The organism is Comamonas thiooxydans, assembly GCF_002157685.2.
Classification (GTDB): Bacteria; Pseudomonadota; Gammaproteobacteria; order Burkholderiales; family Burkholderiaceae_C; genus Comamonas; species Comamonas testosteroni_H.
The window spans coordinates 4,256,838-4,275,931 of record NZ_AP026738.1; the positions used below are offsets into that span (position 1 = coordinate 4,256,838).

General features: G+C 60.6%; 17 protein-coding genes and 1 pseudogene. 10 read left to right on the top strand and 8 right to left on the bottom strand.

Annotated features, from left to right (window positions below; all coding sequences use genetic code 11):
• Positions 1 to 65: 65 nt before the first annotated feature.
• Complete coding sequence (locus tag CTR2_RS19760) at positions 66 to 1,985, bottom strand: FAD-binding monooxygenase (RefSeq protein WP_087081667.1); 1,920 nt, start codon at positions 1,983 to 1,985, stop codon at positions 66 to 68.
• Between the two features lie 136 nt (positions 1,986 to 2,121).
• Between CTR2_RS19760 and CTR2_RS19765 the strand changes: the two genes are divergently transcribed.
• Positions 2,122 to 2,640 carry a MarR family winged helix-turn-helix transcriptional regulator gene (locus tag CTR2_RS19765; RefSeq protein WP_087081665.1) on the top strand — a complete coding sequence of 173 codons (519 nt, stop codon included), beginning with the start codon at positions 2,122 to 2,124 and terminating at the stop codon, positions 2,638 to 2,640.
• Between the two features lie 97 nt (positions 2,641 to 2,737).
• Here CTR2_RS19765 and phnX read toward each other — a convergent pair whose 3' ends face one another.
• The 5 genes from phnX to phnD form a co-directional block, all read right to left on the bottom strand.
• Positions 2,738 to 3,601 carry a phosphonoacetaldehyde hydrolase gene (gene phnX / locus CTR2_RS19770; protein WP_087081663.1) on the bottom strand — a complete coding sequence of 288 codons (864 nt, stop codon included), beginning with the start codon at positions 3,599 to 3,601 and terminating at the stop codon, positions 2,738 to 2,740.
• A gap of 58 nt (positions 3,602 to 3,659) precedes the next feature.
• Positions 3,660 to 4,748: an iron-containing alcohol dehydrogenase PsrA gene (psrA, locus tag CTR2_RS19775; protein WP_087081661.1), complete on the bottom strand. Its 1,089-nt coding sequence runs from the start codon at positions 4,746 to 4,748 to the stop codon at positions 3,660 to 3,662.
• Positions 4,749 to 4,866: 118 nt separating this feature from the next.
• Entirely contained in the window at positions 4,867 to 5,703 is an 837-nt protein-coding gene (gene phnE / locus CTR2_RS19780; protein WP_087081659.1) for a phosphonate ABC transporter, permease protein PhnE, read from the bottom strand.
• Positions 5,700 to 6,545, bottom strand: coding sequence for a phosphonate ABC transporter ATP-binding protein (gene phnC / locus CTR2_RS19785; protein ID WP_087081657.1), 846 nt, complete (start codon positions 6,543 to 6,545; stop codon positions 5,700 to 5,702). Before phnC ends, phnE begins: the two co-directional genes overlap by 4 nt.
• Positions 6,542 to 7,417, bottom strand: a complete 876-nt coding sequence (gene phnD / locus CTR2_RS19790; RefSeq protein ID WP_087081655.1) for a phosphonate ABC transporter substrate-binding protein — start codon at positions 7,415 to 7,417, stop codon at positions 6,542 to 6,544. The genes phnC and phnD overlap by 4 nt, the downstream gene beginning before the upstream one ends.
• 169 nt (positions 7,418 to 7,586) lie before the next feature.
• On the opposite strand from phnD, the gene CTR2_RS19795 reads away from it, so the two are divergent.
• Together CTR2_RS19795 and CTR2_RS19800 are read left to right on the top strand one after the other, a co-directional pair.
• Positions 7,587 to 8,519 (top strand): LysR substrate-binding domain-containing protein, encoded by a 933-nt coding sequence (locus CTR2_RS19795; RefSeq protein ID WP_087081653.1) that lies wholly within the window; start codon positions 7,587 to 7,589, stop codon positions 8,517 to 8,519.
• Between the two features lie 151 nt (positions 8,520 to 8,670).
• A complete protein-coding gene (locus CTR2_RS19800; protein WP_087081651.1) occupies positions 8,671 to 9,651 on the top strand; it encodes a Bug family tripartite tricarboxylate transporter substrate binding protein in 981 nt (326 codons plus the stop codon).
• Between the two features lie 119 nt (positions 9,652 to 9,770).
• Here CTR2_RS19800 and CTR2_RS19805 read toward each other — a convergent pair.
• Both CTR2_RS19805 and CTR2_RS19810 read right to left on the bottom strand, forming a co-directional pair.
• Positions 9,771 to 10,343, bottom strand: a pseudogene (locus CTR2_RS19805) (radical SAM family protein); the annotation flags it as partial.
• 189 nt (positions 10,344 to 10,532) lie between these two features.
• Positions 10,533 to 11,078, bottom strand: coding sequence for a PaaI family thioesterase (locus CTR2_RS19810; RefSeq protein WP_087081648.1), 546 nt, complete (start codon positions 11,076 to 11,078; stop codon positions 10,533 to 10,535).
• 218 nt (positions 11,079 to 11,296) lie between these two features.
• Here CTR2_RS19810 and CTR2_RS19815 point away from each other — a divergent pair, with 218 nt between their 5' ends.
• The 7 genes from CTR2_RS19815 (at position 11,297) to gorA (ending at position 19,080) form a co-directional block, all read left to right on the top strand.
• Entirely contained in the window at positions 11,297 to 12,490 is a 1,194-nt protein-coding gene (locus tag CTR2_RS19815) for a CaiB/BaiF CoA transferase family protein (protein WP_087081646.1), read from the top strand.
• Positions 12,491 to 12,550: 60 nt separating this feature from the next.
• Entirely contained in the window at positions 12,551 to 13,741 is a 1,191-nt protein-coding gene (gene acdA, locus CTR2_RS19820) for a 3-sulfinopropanoyl-CoA desulfinase (RefSeq protein WP_087081644.1), read from the top strand.
• Between the two features lie 45 nt (positions 13,742 to 13,786).
• Positions 13,787 to 14,368 (top strand): cysteine dioxygenase family protein, encoded by a 582-nt coding sequence (locus CTR2_RS19825; protein ID WP_087081642.1) that lies wholly within the window; start codon positions 13,787 to 13,789, stop codon positions 14,366 to 14,368.
• A 179-nt stretch (positions 14,369 to 14,547) separates the two neighbouring features.
• Positions 14,548 to 15,441, top strand: coding sequence for a LysR family transcriptional regulator (locus CTR2_RS19830; RefSeq protein WP_254913243.1), 894 nt, complete (start codon positions 14,548 to 14,550; stop codon positions 15,439 to 15,441).
• 586 nt (positions 15,442 to 16,027) lie between these two features.
• Positions 16,028 to 17,005 (top strand): Bug family tripartite tricarboxylate transporter substrate binding protein, encoded by a 978-nt coding sequence (locus CTR2_RS19835; RefSeq protein ID WP_176391610.1) that lies wholly within the window; start codon positions 16,028 to 16,030, stop codon positions 17,003 to 17,005.
• A 69-nt stretch (positions 17,006 to 17,074) separates the two neighbouring features.
• Positions 17,075 to 17,722: a glutathione S-transferase family protein gene (locus tag CTR2_RS19840; RefSeq protein ID WP_087081636.1), complete on the top strand. Its 648-nt coding sequence runs from the start codon at positions 17,075 to 17,077 to the stop codon at positions 17,720 to 17,722.
• Positions 17,719 to 19,080, top strand: coding sequence for a glutathione-disulfide reductase (gene gorA / locus CTR2_RS19845; protein ID WP_087081634.1), 1,362 nt, complete (start codon positions 17,719 to 17,721; stop codon positions 19,078 to 19,080). The genes CTR2_RS19840 and gorA overlap by 4 nt, the downstream gene beginning before the upstream one ends.
• Positions 19,081 to 19,094: the final 14 nt, after the last annotated feature.

Consider the following 19,094-nt stretch of genomic DNA (forward strand, 5'->3'; position numbering starts at 1 on the left):
GGCCATGCCCTCCCTGAAACACCTTGCAGGCGTTGATGCTGCTCAGCAGTCCTTGGCCGGGGCTCTCAGGCCCGCATGAAAGACTCGAAATAGGCGCTCAGTGCAGCGTGATCGCCCAGGGGCAGAACCTGGGCCACATACTGGTCGGGACGCACCACCACCAGAGCGCCCTGCTGGCGGTCGATGCCACGCAGCTCGAAGATGTCCTGGCCGGCATTCTTCAGATCCGGACTGAACACTTTTTCATAGTCGATCATTCCCAGCTGGCCCTTGGACGGCAGCAACAGGGCCGGCAATGTCTCCAGCGCCACCTCGGTATAGGCCTGCGGGAAGATGACACGCAGATCGAAGATGCTGTCGATATCCTGGCCGGCCGGCGTGAAACGGCGCAGCGGCGATGCCGCATCACCCTCCAGGAAGCGGCACAGCGCCAGCAGGCCGGACTCGGGCTGCGCCAGGTCGTTCTGGCCGGCGAACGCATACAGGCGCCAGCGGCCATCGGCCTTGCCGCAGTGGCCCAGCTGCACGGGCTTGGCGTCGGAGACACGCACCACCGGCGCGGAATGGAAACGCATGCCCACGGTGAAGCCGCTGGCCAGCGCCTGATGCGTGGCCTGCCCCGTCAGCAGCGAGGGCGCATAGTGCGTGCCGACGCCGGCGGTGAAGCGGCCATGCTGTTCGAAATACTTCTGGAACTCCTTGGGGTCCACACCGCCCTGGCCGCCTTCCTTGGCCGGGTCGCTGAACATCTTGGCCCATTCGCGGTCAAAGTCGATCAGTTGCTGGGCAACGACCTGGCGCTCTGACGAATAGGTATGCAGCAACTCGGGCGCACATTGCTTGCGCAGCACGGCGGCCAGCTTCCAGCCCAGGTTGAAGCTGTCCTGCATGGAGAAATTCATGCCCTGGCCGGCCTTGGGGCTGTGGGTGTGGCAGGCATCGCCGGCGATGAAGACGCGCGGCAGGGGCGAGTCCGGCGTGGCCACGGCATCGGCCACATCGTCATATTTGGCACAGATGCGCTGGCCGATCTCGTACACCGACCACCAGGGCACATTCTTGACGTCAAGCTTGTAGGGATGAAGCACGCGCTGGGCGGTTGCTATCAGCTGCTCCACCGTGATGTTGCGGCTGGCCACACGCTCGTCGGCATCCAGCTTGTCCATCTCCACATAAAAGCGCACCAGGTGACCGCCTTCGCGCGGGATGATGAGCACATTGCCCTGCTCGGACTGAATGGCCACCTTGTAGCGCACATCGGGGAAGTCCGTCACGGCCAGCACATCCATCACGCCCCAGGCCTGATTGGCCGAATCGCCGACCAGCTGGCGGCCGATGGCCCGGCGCACATTGCTGCGCGCGCCGTCGCAGCCCACCACATAGCGGGCCTGCACGGTTTCGATCTGACCGGCATGGGCGGCGTCGCAGCGCTCCAGCGTCACGGTAACCGGATAGTCCGCTGCGCTGTGGTCGATCTTCACGTCCAGCACGCGGCGAGCATAGTGCGGCTCCAGGCGACTGGGCGAATTGCGCATGCGCTCCAGATAGTGGTCGTGCACGCGCGCCTGGTTCAGGATGACGTGAGGGAACTCGGACAGACCGTCTTCCGTATCCTGCACGCGGCCATGGCGGGCGATCCGGCCGGGCTGGCCGGGGTCGGGCTTCCAGAAAGTGACGTCGTTGATCCAGCAGGCCTCCTTGAGGATGGAGTCGGCAAACTCGAAGGCCTCGAACATCTCCATGGTGCGGCAGGCAATGCCGTCGGCCTGGCCCAGCTCCATGGCGGCTTCCTTTTGCTCCACGATGCAGGTGCGGATGTCCGCAAAGGCCGCCAGCTGCGCGGCCAGCGTCAGGCCGGCAGGGCCACAGCCCACGATCAGCACGTCGACCTGCGAGGGCACGGCCTCGGTATGGGCAGGAGCCAGCGGCGAAGCCGGAGCGATCAAGGGGTTGCCGGGACGAAAACCGTTCAAATGAAACTGCATGGAGGCCTCAAGTTCTTCAAGTACGCAGACGCCAGTGTCTGCCCAATCAGTCCGCACACAAATAGTATGTATGCATACCAAATGCATGCATCGTATTATTCGAGCCTTGAAATGCCAACCCTACCTAGGGAAAACCATGATTAACTCTGCACTGCCAAACGCTGCCTCAGACAGCGCCAGCAGCCACCCCTTCTTTCCACGCCTGGAGGTGGAAACCTTTCCCGGCCACGGCATACGTCGCCTGCAGCAGGTGGCCGTGGCCGTTTTCAGCCAGGCCACGGAAGCCTGGGGCGTGACGCCGCTGCAATTTGCCGTGCTGCAGAAACTGGTGCATCTGCCGGGCATAGACCAGCGCACGCTGAGCATGGAAGTGGGCTTTGACAAATCCACCATCGGCGGCGTGATCGACCGCCTGGAAGCACGCGGTCTGCTGTTGCGCCAGCACACGGCCAAGGATCGCCGCGTGCGTCTGCTGTCCCTGACGCCAGAGGGCCAGGCCCTGCTGGCCGATGCCGGCCCCTCCGTGCTGCAAGCCCAGCAGCAGATGCTGGATCCGCTGAGCGAGACCGAGCGCGAGCTCTTCACACAGCTGATGCGCAAGGTCATCGAGCATCACGAGCAGCTCGACCCCGAGGCACAGACGCCCGCAGGCTGAGCCCAAACCGCAGAAAAAAAGCCCCGGGCCGTCAGGCCTGGGGCTTGGCTGTTCAGGGCCGGCTCGCAGCCGGGTCTGCGAGCGCCCGAATCGCGTCCTAGAACGGCATTTTTCCGGCACGCATCTCGGCCGCGATCTGCGCCAGCACGGCCGGCAGATCGGCCACGCTGCGCACCACGTAATGGGCTCCGGCCTTTTTGAGCTTGGCTTCGGCCACGGCGACACGGGCCTCGACCTCTTGCTCGGGCGCCCTGGCAAACTCCTCCACGCTATAGCCGACCTCGTTGCCCGACAGGCTCAGGCCCACGGTCCACATGCCTGCGCGCAGACCTTCCTCGATGCCGGGCACGGTGTCGTCGACCTTCACGCAGGCACGCACATCGCCAATGCCCAGCGCCAGCACATTGGCCAGTGCCATGAAGGGGCCGGGACGGCCGCCGGCCTCCAGCTCGTCGCCCGCCACCACATAGTCGGGCTTGAGGCCTGCGCCCTCGGCCTGCGGCAGCAACTGGTTGAGCACCTCGCGCGGGTAGCCCGAGCAGGAGCCGACCTTGAGACCATGGTCGCGCAGCCATTGCAGCGTCTGCACCGCGCCCGCGATGGGGGCCGAGAATTCGCCCACCTTGGCAATCTGCAAAGGCATGAAGCGCGCGTAGATGGCATCCACATCCTCATGGGTCGGCGTCCGGCCAAAAGCGGTCTGCCACTGCGCAGCAATGCTTTCATCCTGCAGCAGCTGGTGGATATGGTCCCATTTGGACAGGCCCATGGGGCCGCGTGCCTGCACCAGGGTGATGCTGATGCCGAAGCTGGCAAAGGCTTCGACAAAAATCTGCGTGGGCGCGAGCGAGCCAAAGTCCACCAGCGTGCCGGCCCAGTCAAAGATGACGGCTTGCAGCGGTGACAGGTCGGCGTTGGGCTGGGACAGCACCAGAGTTTCAGCTTGAGCGATGGAGTTCATGGTTTTCAGTGGTGGCTTCAACGGGATGGAAAGCGGGAACCTGTTCGGGCTCCGGGACTCAGCTCAGAGAGCGAATGAAGTTACGGCCGCGCGGGCCGCTGGCGGCTTTTTGCACCATGGCGCTCCAGGCCTCGGGCGGCACGCCATAGTGGGCCGGATCGGTGGCAACGCCCAGCCCTTGCAGAATGCTGCGCAGACGCTCGATGGCTGCGGCAGGCGTGCTGGCATCGAAGATGGAGAGCAAGGCCGCATCGGCCGCCGCGTCTGCGCCCAGTGCCATCTCCAGCACCAGGGGCAGGCTGAACGAGCAGGCCAGACCGTGCGGCACGCCATGCTGCAGCGTGATGTCGTAGGACAGCGAATGCGCGAGCGCGGTCTTGGTGTTGGAGAAAGCCAGGCCGGCCATCAGCGCTGCCTCGGCCATCTCGCTGCGCAGCTGCGCGCTGCCCAGATCCTGCATCAGCGCGGGCAGCGTGGCCAGGGTTCGGCGGGCCGACTGCACGGCCAGAGCCATGGAGACCGGGTTGCGGTTCACATTCCAGATGGATTCCAGCGCATGCGACAGCGCATCCAGCCCCGAGGCCAGCGTGGCGCCTGCCGGCAGGCTGGTCATCAGCTCGGCGTCGATCACCGCGGCCTCGGGCCAGGTGCAGGACTGGTGCAGCGAATACTTCTGGCCGGCGGCCTGATCCCAGATCGTGGCCCAGGGCGTGACTTCGCTGCCTGTTCCGGCCGTGGTGGGGATGGCGATCAAGGCCTTGTGCCCTCCCTGCCCCAACTGGCCGCCCCGCTTGAGCAGCGCCAGCAGGTCGGCAAACCGGCCTCCAGGCGTGTGGCAGATCAAGGCCTTGGCCGAGTCGATGGCGCTGCCGCCCCCCAGGGCCACGATCACGGGCACCTCGGCATGGTTACGCTGCACCTGCTCGTACAGCGGCGCCAGCCACTGCACGTCGGGATTGGGGGCAATGCTGTCGATCACGCCGCGCAGCTGCGCACCCAGCAGCTGGCGCATGCGCTGCACCAGGCCCAGGCTTTCGGCCTCGGGAAAAGTGACCAGCAGGCAGTTGCGCCCGGCCAGCAAGGCCGGTAGTTGATCGAGACTGTTGCGACCCACGCTGATATGCACGGGGTTGTGATAGGTCCACACGAGAAAGCCTTTTGACGTTTTTGAGCGAAATCAACCCTTGACGCTTATGTAACAAGCGTTGATAGCTCATATTTTTGATGTTTCAAGCACTGCGGCGCACACCTGCACCGCAGTGGGATCAGTGGCGAGCGCCCTGCTGTATGCGGCTGCGCAGCCAGTTGGATGCCATGTCGGCGGCAATCACCATCACCGTGATGACGATGATGCAGGTCGCGGTTTCCTGGTAGCGGAACAGCTTGAGGCTGCTGACCAGCTCGAAGCCCAGCCCGCCCGCACCCACCATGCCCAGCACGGTGGCCGAACGCAGATTGACCTCGAAGCGGTAGAGCACCACGGCAATCCAGGCGGTGATGACCTGCGGCACCACGCCAAAGGCGATGATCTGCAGCTGGCTGGCACCGGCGCTGCGCAGGGCCTGCAGCGGGCCATCGTCGATCTCCTCGATCGCCTCGGCAAAGAACTTGGCCAGCATGCCCATGCCGTGCAGGGCCAGGGCCAGCACGCCGGGGAAGGGGCCCAGGCCCACGGCCGAGACAAACACCAGCGCCAGAATCAGCTCGTTGATGCTGCGGATCACATTGAGAAACTGGCGCGTGATGCGGCGCAGCCAATGCCAGCCGTGCAGATTGCCGGCCGCCACAAAGGACAGCGGCAGCGCCAGGATCACGCTGAGCAAAGTGCCCCAGATGGCGATCTGTATCGTCTCCAGCGCCGGTGCCCACAGGCGCGGCAGCATGCTCCAGTCCGGCGGAACCGAGCGCGAGAGAAAGTCGCCAATCTGCGGCATGCCGCCTGCCAGCTCGCTCCAGCTCATCTGCGCGCCCGCAGCGCTCCAGTGCAGCACCCAGCCGATGACCAGGGCCAGCGCGGCATAACCGAGCCAACCGCCCTTGCCTTGCGGGCGTGCGGCCGTCCATTGCCAGCGGTCTGGCTGCTTCAGGCTCTGGCTGTTCATTGCAGACCTCCTGCGGCCGTCGCTGGCGACATCGCCCCGGACAGCCAGTTGCCGGCTGCGGTGCTGCTGACATGCAGCGCACCGCCCTGCCCTGCGGCATGTCCGGCGGGCTGAGGCTCGCCGCTGTAAATGGCGTTGAGCGCGGCCTCGTCCAGCATCGCCGGCACGCCGTCAAACACCATGCGCCCCTGCGACAGGCCGACGATGCGATCGCCAAACTCCCGGGCGTAATCGACCTGGTGCAGATTGCAGACCACGGCAATGCCCAACTCGCGCGTGGCATCGCGCAGATACTGCAGCACGCTGCGCGCGGTCTTGGGGTCCAGGCTGGCCACGGGCTCGTCGGCCAGAATCACCTGCGGCTGCTGCGCCAACGCACGGGCAATGCCCACGCGCTGCATCTGCCCGCCCGAGAGTGCCTCGGTGCGCTCATCGGCCTTGTGGGCCAGGCCCACGCGCTGCAAGCACGAGTCGGCCAGTGCGATATCGCTTTGCTTGAACAGCTGCAGTACCGAAGCCAGCGTGCCGACCTGGCCCAGCCGCCCCGTGAGCACGTTCTTGCGCACTGACAGGCGCTGCACCAGGTTGTGGTGCTGGAAGACCATGGCCACATGGCGGGCCAGCTCACGGCGCGAGTGCCTCTGCATCAGGTCAATGCCGCCCACCTGCAGCTGGCCGCTGTCGGGCTGGTTCAACCCGTTCATGCAGCGCAGCAAGGTGGACTTGCCGGCACCCGACAGGCCCAGCATCACCACGAACTCGCCGGCCTTCACATCCATGTCGATGCCGTGCAGCACATGGTTGCTGCCATAGCTTTTGCGCAGATTGCGGATGCTGATCATTTCATCTTCCCGAGGTCCAGGTTCAGCGCCTTGGCGGTCTGGCGCACCACGTCATAGGCCTGATCGTTGGTGGGCGCAAAACCATTGAGCTCGCCACGGTCGCCCCAGGGCAGTCCCTTGATCTCGGCCAGAGCCGCAGCCACTTTCTTCTTGGTGGCTTCGTCCAGATTCTTGCGCCAGGCCATGGGCGACTCGGGGATGTCCTTGGAGCGCCAGATGACCTGGAAGTCCTCTGCCTTCACATGGCCCTTGGCGACGGCCGTCTGGAAGATGGGATCGGCCACGGCCGCCGCATCCACCTTGCCGTTGGCCACGGCCATGATGCTGGCGTCGTGCGAGCCCGAGAAGATCACGCGGGAGAAATACTTGTCGGTATCGATGCCCTCGCCCTTGAGGCCGGCCTTGGGAAACAGATGGCCCGATGCCGAGCTGGGATCGACAAAGGCAAAGGTCTTGCCCTGCAGCTGGGGCACAGTGCTCAGGCCCTTGTCCTTCTTGCTGATGATGATGCTGTTGTACGAGCTCTTGCCGGACTTCTTGGCCACGGGAATGGCGAAGGCCTCGGCATTCGCCAGCTGGCTGGCCAGCACATAGGAGAAGGGTCCGAAATAGGCCACGTCGATCTTGCCCGAGCGCATGGCCTCGATCACGCCGTTGTAGTCATTGGCCACAAAAGGCTTGATCTTCAGTCCGGTCTTGGCGGCCAGCTGGTCCATCACCTGCTGGCTGGCGCGCATCATGGCCTGGGCGTCCTCGGAAGGGATCAGGCCCACGCGCAGCTCGGTGGGCTGCTGCGCCATGACGCCGGTGGTGGCGGCAAGCGTCAGGCTGGCGGCTGCGGCTTTCAGCCAGGTTTTGCGGGTCATCGTCATGGATTTCATCCTTTGCAAGTGCGTCTGTAGAGTGCGGCTGGGTTGCCGCCATCGCACCGTCACTGCAGTGCGTTGACGCAAATATTAGGGACGACATATGACTGTCATGTGAAGGTTTCAGAATCAGTTTTGACAGCTTCCATAGATCAAACCTTGAGATGAAACCTGCATGAGCACCGCCCGCTACCGAGCCTTTATCGCCGTGGCCCAGCAAGGCAGCCTGAGCGCGGCCGCCCGCGCCCTTGGCCTGAGCCAGCCCACGGTCTCCAGCCAGATCGCCACGCTGGAGCGTCAAAGCCAGATCGAGCTCTTCCATCGCCAGGGCTATCGCATGACGCTCACCGGCGCCGGCCACAAGCTCATGACGCTGGCGCAGAAGCTGCTGGCACTGGAGGCTGAAACAGAATTCTTTCTGCGCGACTCGGGCCAGCTCAACCAGGGCGAACTCAAGATCGGCGCCGTGGGGCCCTTCCATGTGATTGAGATGGTGGCGGCCTACAGCGCCCGCCATCCCGGCATGAAGCTGTCGATACGCATGGGCAACTCGCAGCAGGTGCTGCACGATCTGGAGAACTACACCACCGATGTGGCGGTGCTGGCCGGTCTGTATGACAGGCCCGAACTGCTGGTGCGCGAATATGCGCGTCACGCCATCATCCTGTTTGTCCATATCGACCATCCACTGGCAAGGCGCGAGCAGGTCGAACTGGGCGAGCTGCACGGCCTGCCGCTCTTGCTGCGCGAGCAAGGCTCGACCACACGCACAGCCATCGAAAAAGCGCTGCAGACGGCCGGCGTGAAGCCCCGCACCCAGCTGGAGATCGGCAGCCGCGAAGCCATACGCGAGGCCGTGGCACGCGGCCTGGGCATCGGCGCAGTGTCCGAAGCCGAATTCATTGCCGACCCGCGCTTTCGGCCCGTGCGCATTGCAGGCGACCCGGCCAGCACCACCACCTATGTCTATTGCATGAAGGAGCGCAGCGAAAGTCTGCTGGTGCGCTCCTTCCTCAAGGCCATTGAAGGCAGCGCGGCTCCCAATCTGCCTGTACTACGAACCGCTCCAAAACCCTTGATCGCTCCAACGGCCAAGAAGCTGGCGTAATTCGTCAAACCCTCTGCCCCCCTTGCGCCGAGAATTTTTTGACAGTGCTGCCCGGGCACCTCGGCCAGGACTCTCTCGCCGGGACGGTGCGGCGGCCCGGTGCACTGACACAGCGGTGGCTGCCGGGCAGTCAAAAACAGAGGAGACAATGATGAAACAAACCATGCTCTGGAGGGCCGTTGCCCTGGCAACCGGCCTGAGCCTGAGTGCAGCGGCCATGGCGCAGCAAGCGCCCTGGCCCGTCAAGCCCATACGCCTGGTGGTGGGCGGCCCGGCCGGCGGCAATGCCGACTCGCTGGCACGCCTGTTGGCCGACGGCATGCAAAAACAGCTGGGCAAGCCCGTGATTGTCGAATCCAAGCCCGGCGCGGCCGGCGTGCTGGCCGTCAACGACCTGCTCACCAACGGCAAGGACGCCCACACGTTCTTGCTGATCCAGGGCGGCATCGTCAGCGAGACGCCGCTGGCCTACAAGGTCAGCTATCAGCCCTTCAAAGATCTGAAACCCCTGGCCCAGCTCAGCCGCAACGGCCTGGTGCTGATTGCCAACAAGGACTTCCCGGCCAGCAATCTGCAACAGCTAGCCGACTACGGCAAAAAGCAGGCCGACGGACTGGACTTTGCCTCGTATGCCACGGGCATGCGCGGCCATACCTCGGGCATGCTGCTGGGGCAGTTGCTCAATATCAAGATGAAGCACCTGGGCTACAAGGGCTCCCCTCCGGCGCTCAGCGACCTGATGGGCGGCCATGTGCCGCTGATGATGGACGGACTCACCACCGCCCTGCCGCTGATCAAGGCCGGCAAGGTCAAGCCGCTGGCCGTGAACTACCCTACGCGCATGGTGCAACTGCCCGATGTGCCCACCTTCAAGGAACTGGGCTACCCGCAACTGTCCGAGGTAAGCTGGTTCGGCGTCTGGTCGCGCCCGGATATCCCTGCCGATGTGCAGGCCAGGGTCAGAGAGATCGCGCTGCAGTATTTCAAGCAGCCCCAGATCGAGGTCAGGCTCAGGGACATGGGCATGGAGTCGGGCACCGACGCGACCCCGGAAGCGCTGATGAGCGAACTGCAGAAGGCCTATCAGCGCCAGCAGGCCTTGCTCAAGTCAATTGATTACCAAGCTCAGTAAACAGTTAAGGTGCCCAAAAGGCCGGAGTCACGCCAGATCCCGGCCTTTTGCAACCGGGCAGCTGCAGCTCGCTGCGTCGACCCGTTCCGAGTCGACACGCGACAAAATAAGACGAGACATCAGAAAAGACTTTGCTGAGGCGACAGCAAGGAATGATGGTACTGACCGCAGTCCAGTTGCACGCGCTCACGGTTCAGCCCAAGCTTGCGGCAGGCCAGTGCAAAGCGTTGCGCCAGCATATCGGCCCAGGCGCCCGTTCCCTTCATGCGCTGGCCAAAGCGGCTGTTGTAGACCTTGCCGTCGGCTCTGCCCGCTTCGCTGATCCCATGCAGATCCCGCACCCGCTCCATCACGCGTTGGGCACGCTCGGGGTAATGCAGCGTCAGCCATTCATTGAACAGCGGAGCCACTTCCCACGGCAGACGCAGCACCGCATAAAAAGCCTGTCTTGCACCGGCCTCGCTGGCTGCGGCCAGCACCTGCTCCATATCGTCGTTCAGGAACGGAATCTGCGGTGCCAGGCTGACGCCTACGGGTATGCCTGCCTCGCTCAGGGTCCGAATCATGAGCAGCCGCCGATGCGGTGCGGCGGCGCGTGGTTCCAGCTGCCGGGCCAGCTCGGGCTGCAAAGTGGTCAGCGTCACATAAACGGCCACCAGATGCTGCTGTGCCAGCGGCACCGTTGCGGGAAGCCCAATTCTGTGAATCGATTAAGGATGGCGGCTCGGTTGTGCAGTTCATTGACTTGAGCACAGCGTTGTAAGGTCTTTAATTGGTGGTGCGATAGCGGGTCTGCTGAACGTAGATAGGGGCTCGTCGTGCAAAGCACGCGACAATTTACACAACAACGTCTTGCATGTGCCGATGGCGCACGAGATGTTCTAAATGAGGCCCGCCAATAGCTGTTGCCCGGAGCCACGAAGCAGTGAGCGTCCTTGCGCCTCCTGGGCACGAGTCTGTGCCCCTCCTGCACTGCGAAGCTCAATCGCCAGTATTTCGCCAGTGGCGCAGACTTCACCACCAGCGAGAAGGCTGAGTGCGATGCGCACCTTCCTGCCTTCAACGCTAAGCAGTTCGCCACGCACCAGCAACTCAACACCTTGAGGTGTAGGGCGCTTGAAATCCACCTTGAGAGAGGCCGTGACATAGCGCGCTGGATCGATCTCGTTTTCGATATTCCCGCCACGTTCTCGGTACATAAAAGCCGCCGCCGATGCCATGCCGTGGCAATCCATCAACGATGCAATCATTCCGCCATAAACGTGCCCTAGCACACCACCGCTGTATTGAATGCCTGGCGTGTGTCGCGCTTCAGTAACGTCGCCCCTGAGAAAGCTTTTGAGTCTATAGCCCGCTTTGTTTTCGTGCCCACAGCCATAGCAGTGAGCGTACTGAGCGGGATAACAGTCCTGAATCGCTCTTGTCATTTCGTTCTCCTGTCATGTCTTGAAGTTGGGCGTACCCGGTCCACGCAAACAGTAACTCCCGCCCTGAGCATAGATCTCAGGCATTGAAGAAAAATTCAATAGAGCATGAAGATGTCCAAAAACATACTTCACAAGACATCAAGAGGCCGGTAGCCGACTGACATCCCGGGCAGCTACCCACACCTCGGAATACTCGAAGACTGAAGGAATTTGACCCGATGCAAAAACAGAATCACCGAGAGGCGCTTACAGGAATCCGCGTACTGGATCTCTCCCGTATCCTCGCCGGACCAAGTGCCACGCAACTGCTCGGCGATCTAGGCGCCGACGTGATCAAGGTGGAGCGCCCCGGCGAAGGGGACGACACCCGCAAGTGGGGCCCGCCATACATCGCAGACAGCCAAGGGCAGCCCACACCGGAGAGTGCATACTATCTCGCAGCCAACCGCAACAAGCGCTCTATTGCTATCGACATCGCGAGCGACGAAGGACAGCGACTAATCCACGAGTTGCTTGCTCGTGCAGACGTGCTAGTAGAAAACTACAAGGCCGGCGGGCTCGCTAAATATGGGCTTTCGTACGAGCAACTACGCGAACGCTATCCGACACTTATCTATTGCTCAATCACTGGTTTCGGTCATACGGGCCCCTATGCGAGCCGCCCAGGCTACGACTTTTTGATTCAAGGCATGGGTGGCATCATGAGCCTCACGGGAGTTCCTGATGGCGAGCCAATGAAGGTCGGCGTTGGTGTCGCCGATGTAATGACAGGCATGTATGCTGCCGTCGGCATACTGGCCGCGCTGCAGCACCGCCATGCGACAGGCGAGGGCCAGCACATAGATATTTCGTTGCTCGACACGCAGATTGCCTGGTTGGTCAACGCGGGCACCAACTATCTCGCTGACGGCAAGTTACCTACGCGGCTGGGTAACGCGCATCCGAACATCGTGCCTTATCAGGTATTTCCGACCGCCGACGCACCGATGATTCTGGCCGTTGGCAACGATGCACAGTTCCGCCGCTTCTGTCAGGTTGCCGGTGCAGAGGCCCTAGCCGACGACAAACGCTACGCCACCAACGTGCAACGCATCGCTCATCGCGAGCAAATCTGCGAGCGCGTATCCGATTTGCTACGCACCCGCGCACGCAGCCACTGGCTTGATGCGCTTGAGAATGCAGGCGTGCCATGCGGCCCAGTCAACGATCTACAGGACGTATTCAACGACCCGCACGTGATCGCAAGAGGTGCGCAATTGCGCATGCCCTGCGACTGGGCCGAGGGAGGGGAGCTGCGCCTTCTGGCCAATCCGCTGAAGATGTCAGCCACTCCGCCAAGCTACCGCCGCCCTCCTCCGCGCCTGAATGAACATGCAGAAAGTGTGCTTTCTGAATGGCTTGTGGAGCACTGAGCAGCACATACCTATTGAATGACAAGACCCATCCCCCATCCCCCATCCCGGAGACTCCCCATGTACGAACTTACCAAAGAACAATTCGACCTGCAGGCACGTGCACGTGAACTCGCGCAGAGCACATTCGCACCCACGGCCGCAGAGACCGACCTCACCGAGCAATACCCCTGGGACAACATCGCCAAACTGCGCGATGCGGGCTTCATGGGAATGACCCTGCCTAAGCGCGCTGGTGGCCAAGGTCTGAGCTATCTGGACGCCGTCATTGTTGTTGAGGAAATGGCTAAGGCTTGCGCCACCATGGGCCGCATCACGGTGGAAGCCAACATGGGGGCGATTGGCGCTATCGCTACCTATGGTACGCCCGAGCAGCTCAGTCTAGCTGCCGATTTGGTTCTGAGCGGCGACAAGCCTGCGATCTGCATCTCCGAACCCAACGCGGGTAGCGCAGCAAGCGAGATGGCCACGCGCGCTGACCGCAAGGGCGACGAGTACATCCTAAGCGGCGAGAAATATTGGATCACGGGCGGCGGTGTCTCCAATTTGCACCTAATCTTTGCGCGAGTATTCGACGATGGCGTGGACCAGGGCATCGGCGCCTTCATCTGTGTGCGTGATCGCACGCCTTCCGAGCAGTTCATCATCGGTCGCCGGCTCTACGCCATGGGCGTGCGTGGAATTCCAGAAACGCATCTGGAGTTCCGCAACCTTAAGGTCCACAAGTCCATGCTCGTGGTTCCACCAGGTGGGCTCAAGCGAGGTTTTGCATCTCTAATGAATGCCTACAATGCACAGCGCGTCGGCGCCGGCACTGTGGCGCTTGGCATCGCACAAGGCGCGTTTGAGCAAGGTCTTGCCTACCTCAAGACCCGCGAACAGTTCGGTCGCCCCATCGCCGAGTTCCAGGGCCTACAGTGGATGCTAGCTGACATGTCGACGCAACTGGAGGCAGCACGGCTCATGCTCCGCCATGCTGCAGCAAGCGGCGAATACTTCCCTGACATGGACAAGGCCGCACGGGCCAAAATCATGGCCGCGGAGACGGCCAACAAGGTCGCCAATGATGCACTGCAGTTTTACGGATCGTCCGGTTATGGCCGCCACAATCCAATGGAACGCCATGTTCGCGATGCGCGTATGTTCACCATCGCGGGCGGAACAGCGCAAATCCTTCGCACGCAGGTAGCATCGAAGCTGCTCAATATGAAGCTGCCGCAGACCCGCGATGGCTATGCTTCACAAAGCTAATCCTGAGCACACGCAGCCCCCGCCCCCCACTATAAGAGGCACTCCATGAGCAACATGCCAGAAAGATTCCAGAAGTTCATCGACGATTTTACGAAGGTGATCGACACGCACCGGGGCAACGAACCCGCGATCCTTGAGCACGGCGGCGCAGCGCTCAAGCAACTAATCTCGCAGGATGACTGGCTGCCAGAACGTTATGCCAAGCCTGATCCGCAGTATTACCAGCAGTACCTGCTACACGTAGACCCCGAGGACCGCTTCTCGGTCGTGAGCTTTGTATGGGGACCAGGCCAGAAGACGCCCGTGCATAACCATACTGTCTGGGCGTTGATAGGCATGATGCGTGGCTCCGAAGTGGGCGAGCTGTTTGAGTACACGGAAGACGGTAAGCGCATGCGATCGCTAGGCAGTGAACAACTCAACCCCGGCGACGTGGACTGTGTATCGCCAACCATCGGTGATATCCATCGCGTGTCCAACTTGTATGACGACCGTGTATCGATCAGTATCCACGTTTACGGAGGCAACATTGGCCGCATTTCGCGTCATGTTTTTGTGGTCGAGACCGGCGAGCGCAAGCCATTTATCTCGGGCTACTCCAACGAAAAAGAGCTAGGCGGAGGTTGATCTCCACACGCCGTTTCATGCTCTCAGCGCCCTAGTCAATGAGGTGCGCTAAATGCTCTCGCACGAGAGTCCATCGTGTACGATCCGATCGGACCAATGGCACACACCGGTCCGATCGAGCGATTTACACGCAGTGCAGCTCAGCGAGGCATCAACAGAGACAAAAAAGGAAATGTGCGGTGAAACTGGGCGCAAAGCATGACTTTCCCACACTCAAACAGCTCGAGCTCTTGCTCGCTCTCGTGCAATCAGATGGAATTTCTAGTGCGGGTGCCAAGCTCGGCCTCTCGCCGTCTGCAACTAGCCACGCACTACGTGCGCTTGAATCGGCACTCGGTGCATCGCTTATCGATCGCAGCGCTCCCGGCGCCCCTCTCACCTACTCAGGCGAGCAGATTCTCCCACTAGTCAAAGAGGTGTTCTCTTCGCTACAGCTGATGAAATCGATAGCGCGTTCGGATGCACAGCTAAAGACCGGACAACTGCTCATCGGCTCATTCGGCGCCAGTGGTACGCTCAAAGCACTGCCACCACTACTCAAGGCCTTTCACAACAAACACCCCGGTGTTGACGTGCACGTCATCGAGAAGCCTGAAGAGCAGACCAGCCTTGACCTGATGGAGCACCGTATTGAGCTCGCCGTCGTACCGCTGCCCAAGCTCGAACTCGAAACCCAGACCCTCGCGATGGACGAGCTCGTTGCAATTCTTCCTGAGGGCCACGTGCTTGCACAGAACGACGTGGTGCAGCTCACCGAGCTGATGGAATACCCGTTCCTACTCACTCGCGCGGGCTCCAAACCACTAATCTACCGCCTTTTGCTAAAGCACGACATCAAGCCGCGCATCGCACACGAGCTGCACCAGATCACATCAATCCAGCAGTACGTGGCGGAGGGGTATGGCGTCTCTATTCTTGCACGCCTCGCTCTGCCCGAGGCCATGTCTGGCGTGGTCTATAGGCAGCTCACTCCCACCACCCAGCGGTACATTGCGTTGGCGTGCCAAAACTCCAATCGACTCTCTCCCGTGGCGCGCGCCTTCTGGGACGAGGCAGCAGCGCACAGAGTCTGATGGTAAGCATCAAGCGTATCCTCCACGCATCGTCGCTTGATCGCAAACAGTCGGTTCTCGTGCATTTTGCTAAGAATGCCAGTCGAATTGACGCGTTGTGCCAACTACGGCCCACAAGCCTACGGGTCATAACCGACTAATTTCAGCCAGAAGCAGTCTTCGAACATTCCCCCTGCCAGCGATTGCTCCAGGCCGATCTGAGGCATTTACGGTCCAGTGTCTGAGCGGCAAAAACGGCCAACACCTGCCGCTGAACGCGGTCTGTCCTGAACGGCCGATTAAGCACGCTCAGTCAGATAAGTTGCTGGATGTCCGCTGTCATTTCGCACGAACGGAAGCTTGCGATAGTGGATTCAATCGGTCGTCACATCGCAGAAATTTGTTCAAGGAAGAGCAGCGCCAGTAATTTGCTTCAGTGTCAGCTCTCAAACGTTAAAAATATGCTGTTTCAGCCTCAATAAAACCTACCCATTACCAAAGCCTTCTTCCATACATTTTGATCACGGTCTGACTCTGTAAACCTAATCTTATTTGGGGCTTGCAAGACACCGGCATCGACATGCATTCAAAACTAAAGGAGACATTGGTGAAGCGTACTTTTCTGAGCATTGCTATCGCGGTAGCCCCCCTTCTCTCTAGCAGCGGTAGCGCCTTCGCAAATGACTACCCCAAGAAGGGCAAGCCCATTAACCTGATCGTGCCGTTCGCTCCAGGAGGTGCATCGGACATTCTCTCGCGTCTCATCGGCCAGAAACTCAACGAGCAGTGGGACACACCGGTTGTCGTCCAGAACAAGCCCGGTGGCGACATGGTGATTGCGATGCAATCCGTTGCTCGCTCTGACAAAGATGGATACACGATTGGCCTAGTCACCAGTAGCTTTTCACTCAACAAGGTAGTGAAGAAAGATTTCCCGTTGGATCCGATGAGTGATTTTGCATACATCGGCATCATCGGCCAATCACCTTACCTACTGTCCGTGAATGCTGACTCGAAAATCCAGAGCTTCAAAGCATTAGAAGCCGCCACGCGAGAGAAGAAAAACAACTTCAGCTATGCGTCCTGCTGCTTTGGTACCTACTTCGCAGGCGAGATGATTAAGAACGTCACCAAACTTGATAGCGTGCATGTTCCCTACAAGGGCAGTACTCCAGCGCTCAATGCAATCCTCTCGAAGGAGGTCGAGTTCATCATCGACACCACGACAGCAACTAAACCATTTATCACCGCTGGCAAGCTGCGCCCGCTGATGGTGACGAGCCGCAAGCGAGCCCCCTCGTTCCCCGATGTTCCCAGCATGACTGAAGCGGGTGTACCCGGCGACTTCGATGTAAGTGTCTGGTATGGCTTTACTTTCCCGGCAGGTACGCCAGCAAGCATCGTTCAGAAAGCCAATGCCACACTCAACAAAATTCTGGCCATGCCCGACGTGAAAGCCAAGATCGAAAGCTTCGACATTGAAGTTACCCCGAGCACGCCCGAGAAGATGTCAGAGCGTGTTGCGGCCGACTACCGGTTCTATGTGCAGGCAACCAAGACGGCTAACCTGAGTTTCGGCAACTAACTACGGAGGGCCCTTAAGGCCCTCTTGCTTGCTCACGTCCCACGCACTTTCTATCGTAAGTTATCTCAAATGTTGGAACTTTTCACCTGGGGCACACCCAACGGACACAAGGTGCATATCCTGCTGGAGGAATGCGGTACAGCGTATCGCATCCATCCCGCGAACATCAACGACAAGGAGGCCTTCGCGGCGCAGATCTCTCCACTTGCAGTCAATCGCAAGATCCCCCTGCTCATCGACACCGAGGCCAATGACGGCCGCGGCCTCACGATCTCCGAGTCAGGTGCGATCCTGATCTATCTCGCGGAAAAGCATGGCAGCTTTCTCCCAGCCGATGTAACAGGGCGCTATGCAGCCATGCAATGGCTGATGTTCCAGATGAGCTCAGTAGGACCGATGATGGGGCAGCTCAACCACTTCCGGAGCCGTACCGATGCACACGACAATGCCTATGTGCTTGAGCGCTTCGGCACCGAGGTACGCCGCATCCACGGCGTGATGGAGCAGCATCTGTCACAAGGCCATGAATGGTTTGCGGGGGCGGAGTACTCTATTGCCGACATGGCCATTTTTCCTTGGCTACGGTTGTCGGAAAAACTGGGCCAACCATGGTCCGCGCATCCACAACTACACCGCTGGTATGAGCGGATTCTCACTCGCCCTGCCGTACAACGCGCGCTTCATATTCCCCATCTCACCGCAACAGCCAAGGTATGACTCTCCCTTCCCCATTTGATCTCATTGTCATCGGAGCAGGTTCAGGTGGTATCGCTGCCTCGCGCCGAGCCGCCAGCTATGGTGCCAAGGTCCTACTGATTGAAGGCACGCGCGTGGGAGGCACCTGCGTGCTGCGCGGTTGCATTCCCAAGAAACTAATGATGTATGCATCAGAGATGCGCAGCGTTTTCTCAGAGGCCAGCACTTTCGGCTGGAGCGAGGTGGCCACGGAGTTCGACGCAGGCAACTGGACACAGGCCAAGGACCGCGAACTGGACAGACTGGAGGGCGTTTACTGCCAAATGCTTGCCAACTCCGGTGTACAGACATTGTCAGGACATGCACGACTCGTCAATGAGCGCCTCGTCGAAGTCAATGGCCAGCACTATCGGGCCGATAGAATTCTGATCGCTACCGGTGGTGCTCCATCCGCCAGCGGGATTGCAGGTCTCGAACAAGCTTGGACTTCGGACGACGTACTGCGCCTGGAGACACTTCCCAAGTCATTGCTGGTTATCGGTGCCGGCTACATTGCGGTTGAGTTTGCCTCCATTTTCGCAAAGCTGGGAGTGAAGGTGTCCATGGCCTACCGTGCCGACCTGCCACTGCGTGGATTCGACGAAGACCTGAGGTTGCAGTCAGTTCATGCGCTTAAAACCAACGGTGTGCAGCTACACCCCGGTGTGCGCATAAAGACACTAGTAAAAAATGCATTCGGGTTCGAGCTCGAGTTGACCGATGGACCTTCGCTACGGGCTGATGCCGTGCTGAATGCAACAGGCCGACGACCCAACGTGCACAAACTGGGCCTGGAAAATGTCGGTATCCACACCGATGCGGCGGGAGCAATCCCTGTGGATGAGAATAGCCGCACCACAGCATCAGGTATCTGGGCCATTGGTGACGTCACTAATCGCATCAACCTCACACCAGTGGCCATTGCGGAAGGCCGTGCATTTGCGGATACGGAATTCGGCAAAAATCCGATGCACATCAGCTATGCCAACGTAGCTAGTGCAGTGTTCTGCTCACCACCGATTGCCACCATCGGCCTTACCGAACTACAGGCCATGAGAGCAGGTCCGACCGCTGTATACGTCAGCCAATTTCGCCCCATGAAAAAAGCATTCGTGGGCAGCCAAGAACGGACCTACATGAAACTCATAGTGGACAGTGCGTCTGATCGTGTGGTTGGCGCACACATGCTGGGGACCGATGCCCCCGAAATCATTCAAGGCCTCGCCATTGCCATCAGCGCGGGGGCTACCAAGCGTGACTTTGACCGCACCATGGCGATGCACCCGACCTCTGCAGAAGAATTTGTACTGATGCGTGAACCGGCTCGCAAGCACGAATAACCAGAGCCATGCTC

Excerpts from the sequence above, each read along its gene's own strand:
- CTR2_RS19765 (WP_087081665.1), top strand. The coding sequence starts at position 2,122 with ATGATTAACTCTGCACTGCCAAACGCTGCCTCAGACAGCGCCAGCAGC.
- CTR2_RS19760 (WP_087081667.1), bottom strand. The coding sequence starts at position 1,985 with ATGCAGTTTCATTTGAACGGTTTTCGTCCCGGCAACCCCTTGATCGCT.
- CTR2_RS19800 (WP_087081651.1), top strand. The coding sequence starts at position 8,671 with ATGAAACAAACCATGCTCTGGAGGGCCGTTGCCCTGGCAACCGGCCTG.
- phnD (WP_087081655.1), bottom strand. The coding sequence starts at position 7,417 with ATGACGATGACCCGCAAAACCTGGCTGAAAGCCGCAGCCGCCAGCCTG.
- CTR2_RS19840 (WP_087081636.1), top strand. The coding sequence starts at position 17,075 with ATGTTGGAACTTTTCACCTGGGGCACACCCAACGGACACAAGGTGCAT.
- phnE (WP_087081659.1), bottom strand. The coding sequence starts at position 5,703 with ATGAACAGCCAGAGCCTGAAGCAGCCAGACCGCTGGCAATGGACGGCC.
- phnX (WP_087081663.1), bottom strand. The coding sequence starts at position 3,601 with ATGAACTCCATCGCTCAAGCTGAAACTCTGGTGCTGTCCCAGCCCAAC.
- gorA (WP_087081634.1), top strand. The coding sequence starts at position 17,719 with ATGACTCTCCCTTCCCCATTTGATCTCATTGTCATCGGAGCAGGTTCA.
- CTR2_RS19795 (WP_087081653.1), top strand. The coding sequence starts at position 7,587 with ATGAGCACCGCCCGCTACCGAGCCTTTATCGCCGTGGCCCAGCAAGGC.
- acdA (WP_087081644.1), top strand. The coding sequence starts at position 12,551 with ATGTACGAACTTACCAAAGAACAATTCGACCTGCAGGCACGTGCACGT.
- phnC (WP_087081657.1), bottom strand. The coding sequence starts at position 6,545 with ATGATCAGCATCCGCAATCTGCGCAAAAGCTATGGCAGCAACCATGTG.
- CTR2_RS19810 (WP_087081648.1), bottom strand. The coding sequence starts at position 11,078 with ATGACAAGAGCGATTCAGGACTGTTATCCCGCTCAGTACGCTCACTGC.
- CTR2_RS19815 (WP_087081646.1), top strand. The coding sequence starts at position 11,297 with ATGCAAAAACAGAATCACCGAGAGGCGCTTACAGGAATCCGCGTACTG.
- CTR2_RS19825 (WP_087081642.1), top strand. The coding sequence starts at position 13,787 with ATGAGCAACATGCCAGAAAGATTCCAGAAGTTCATCGACGATTTTACG.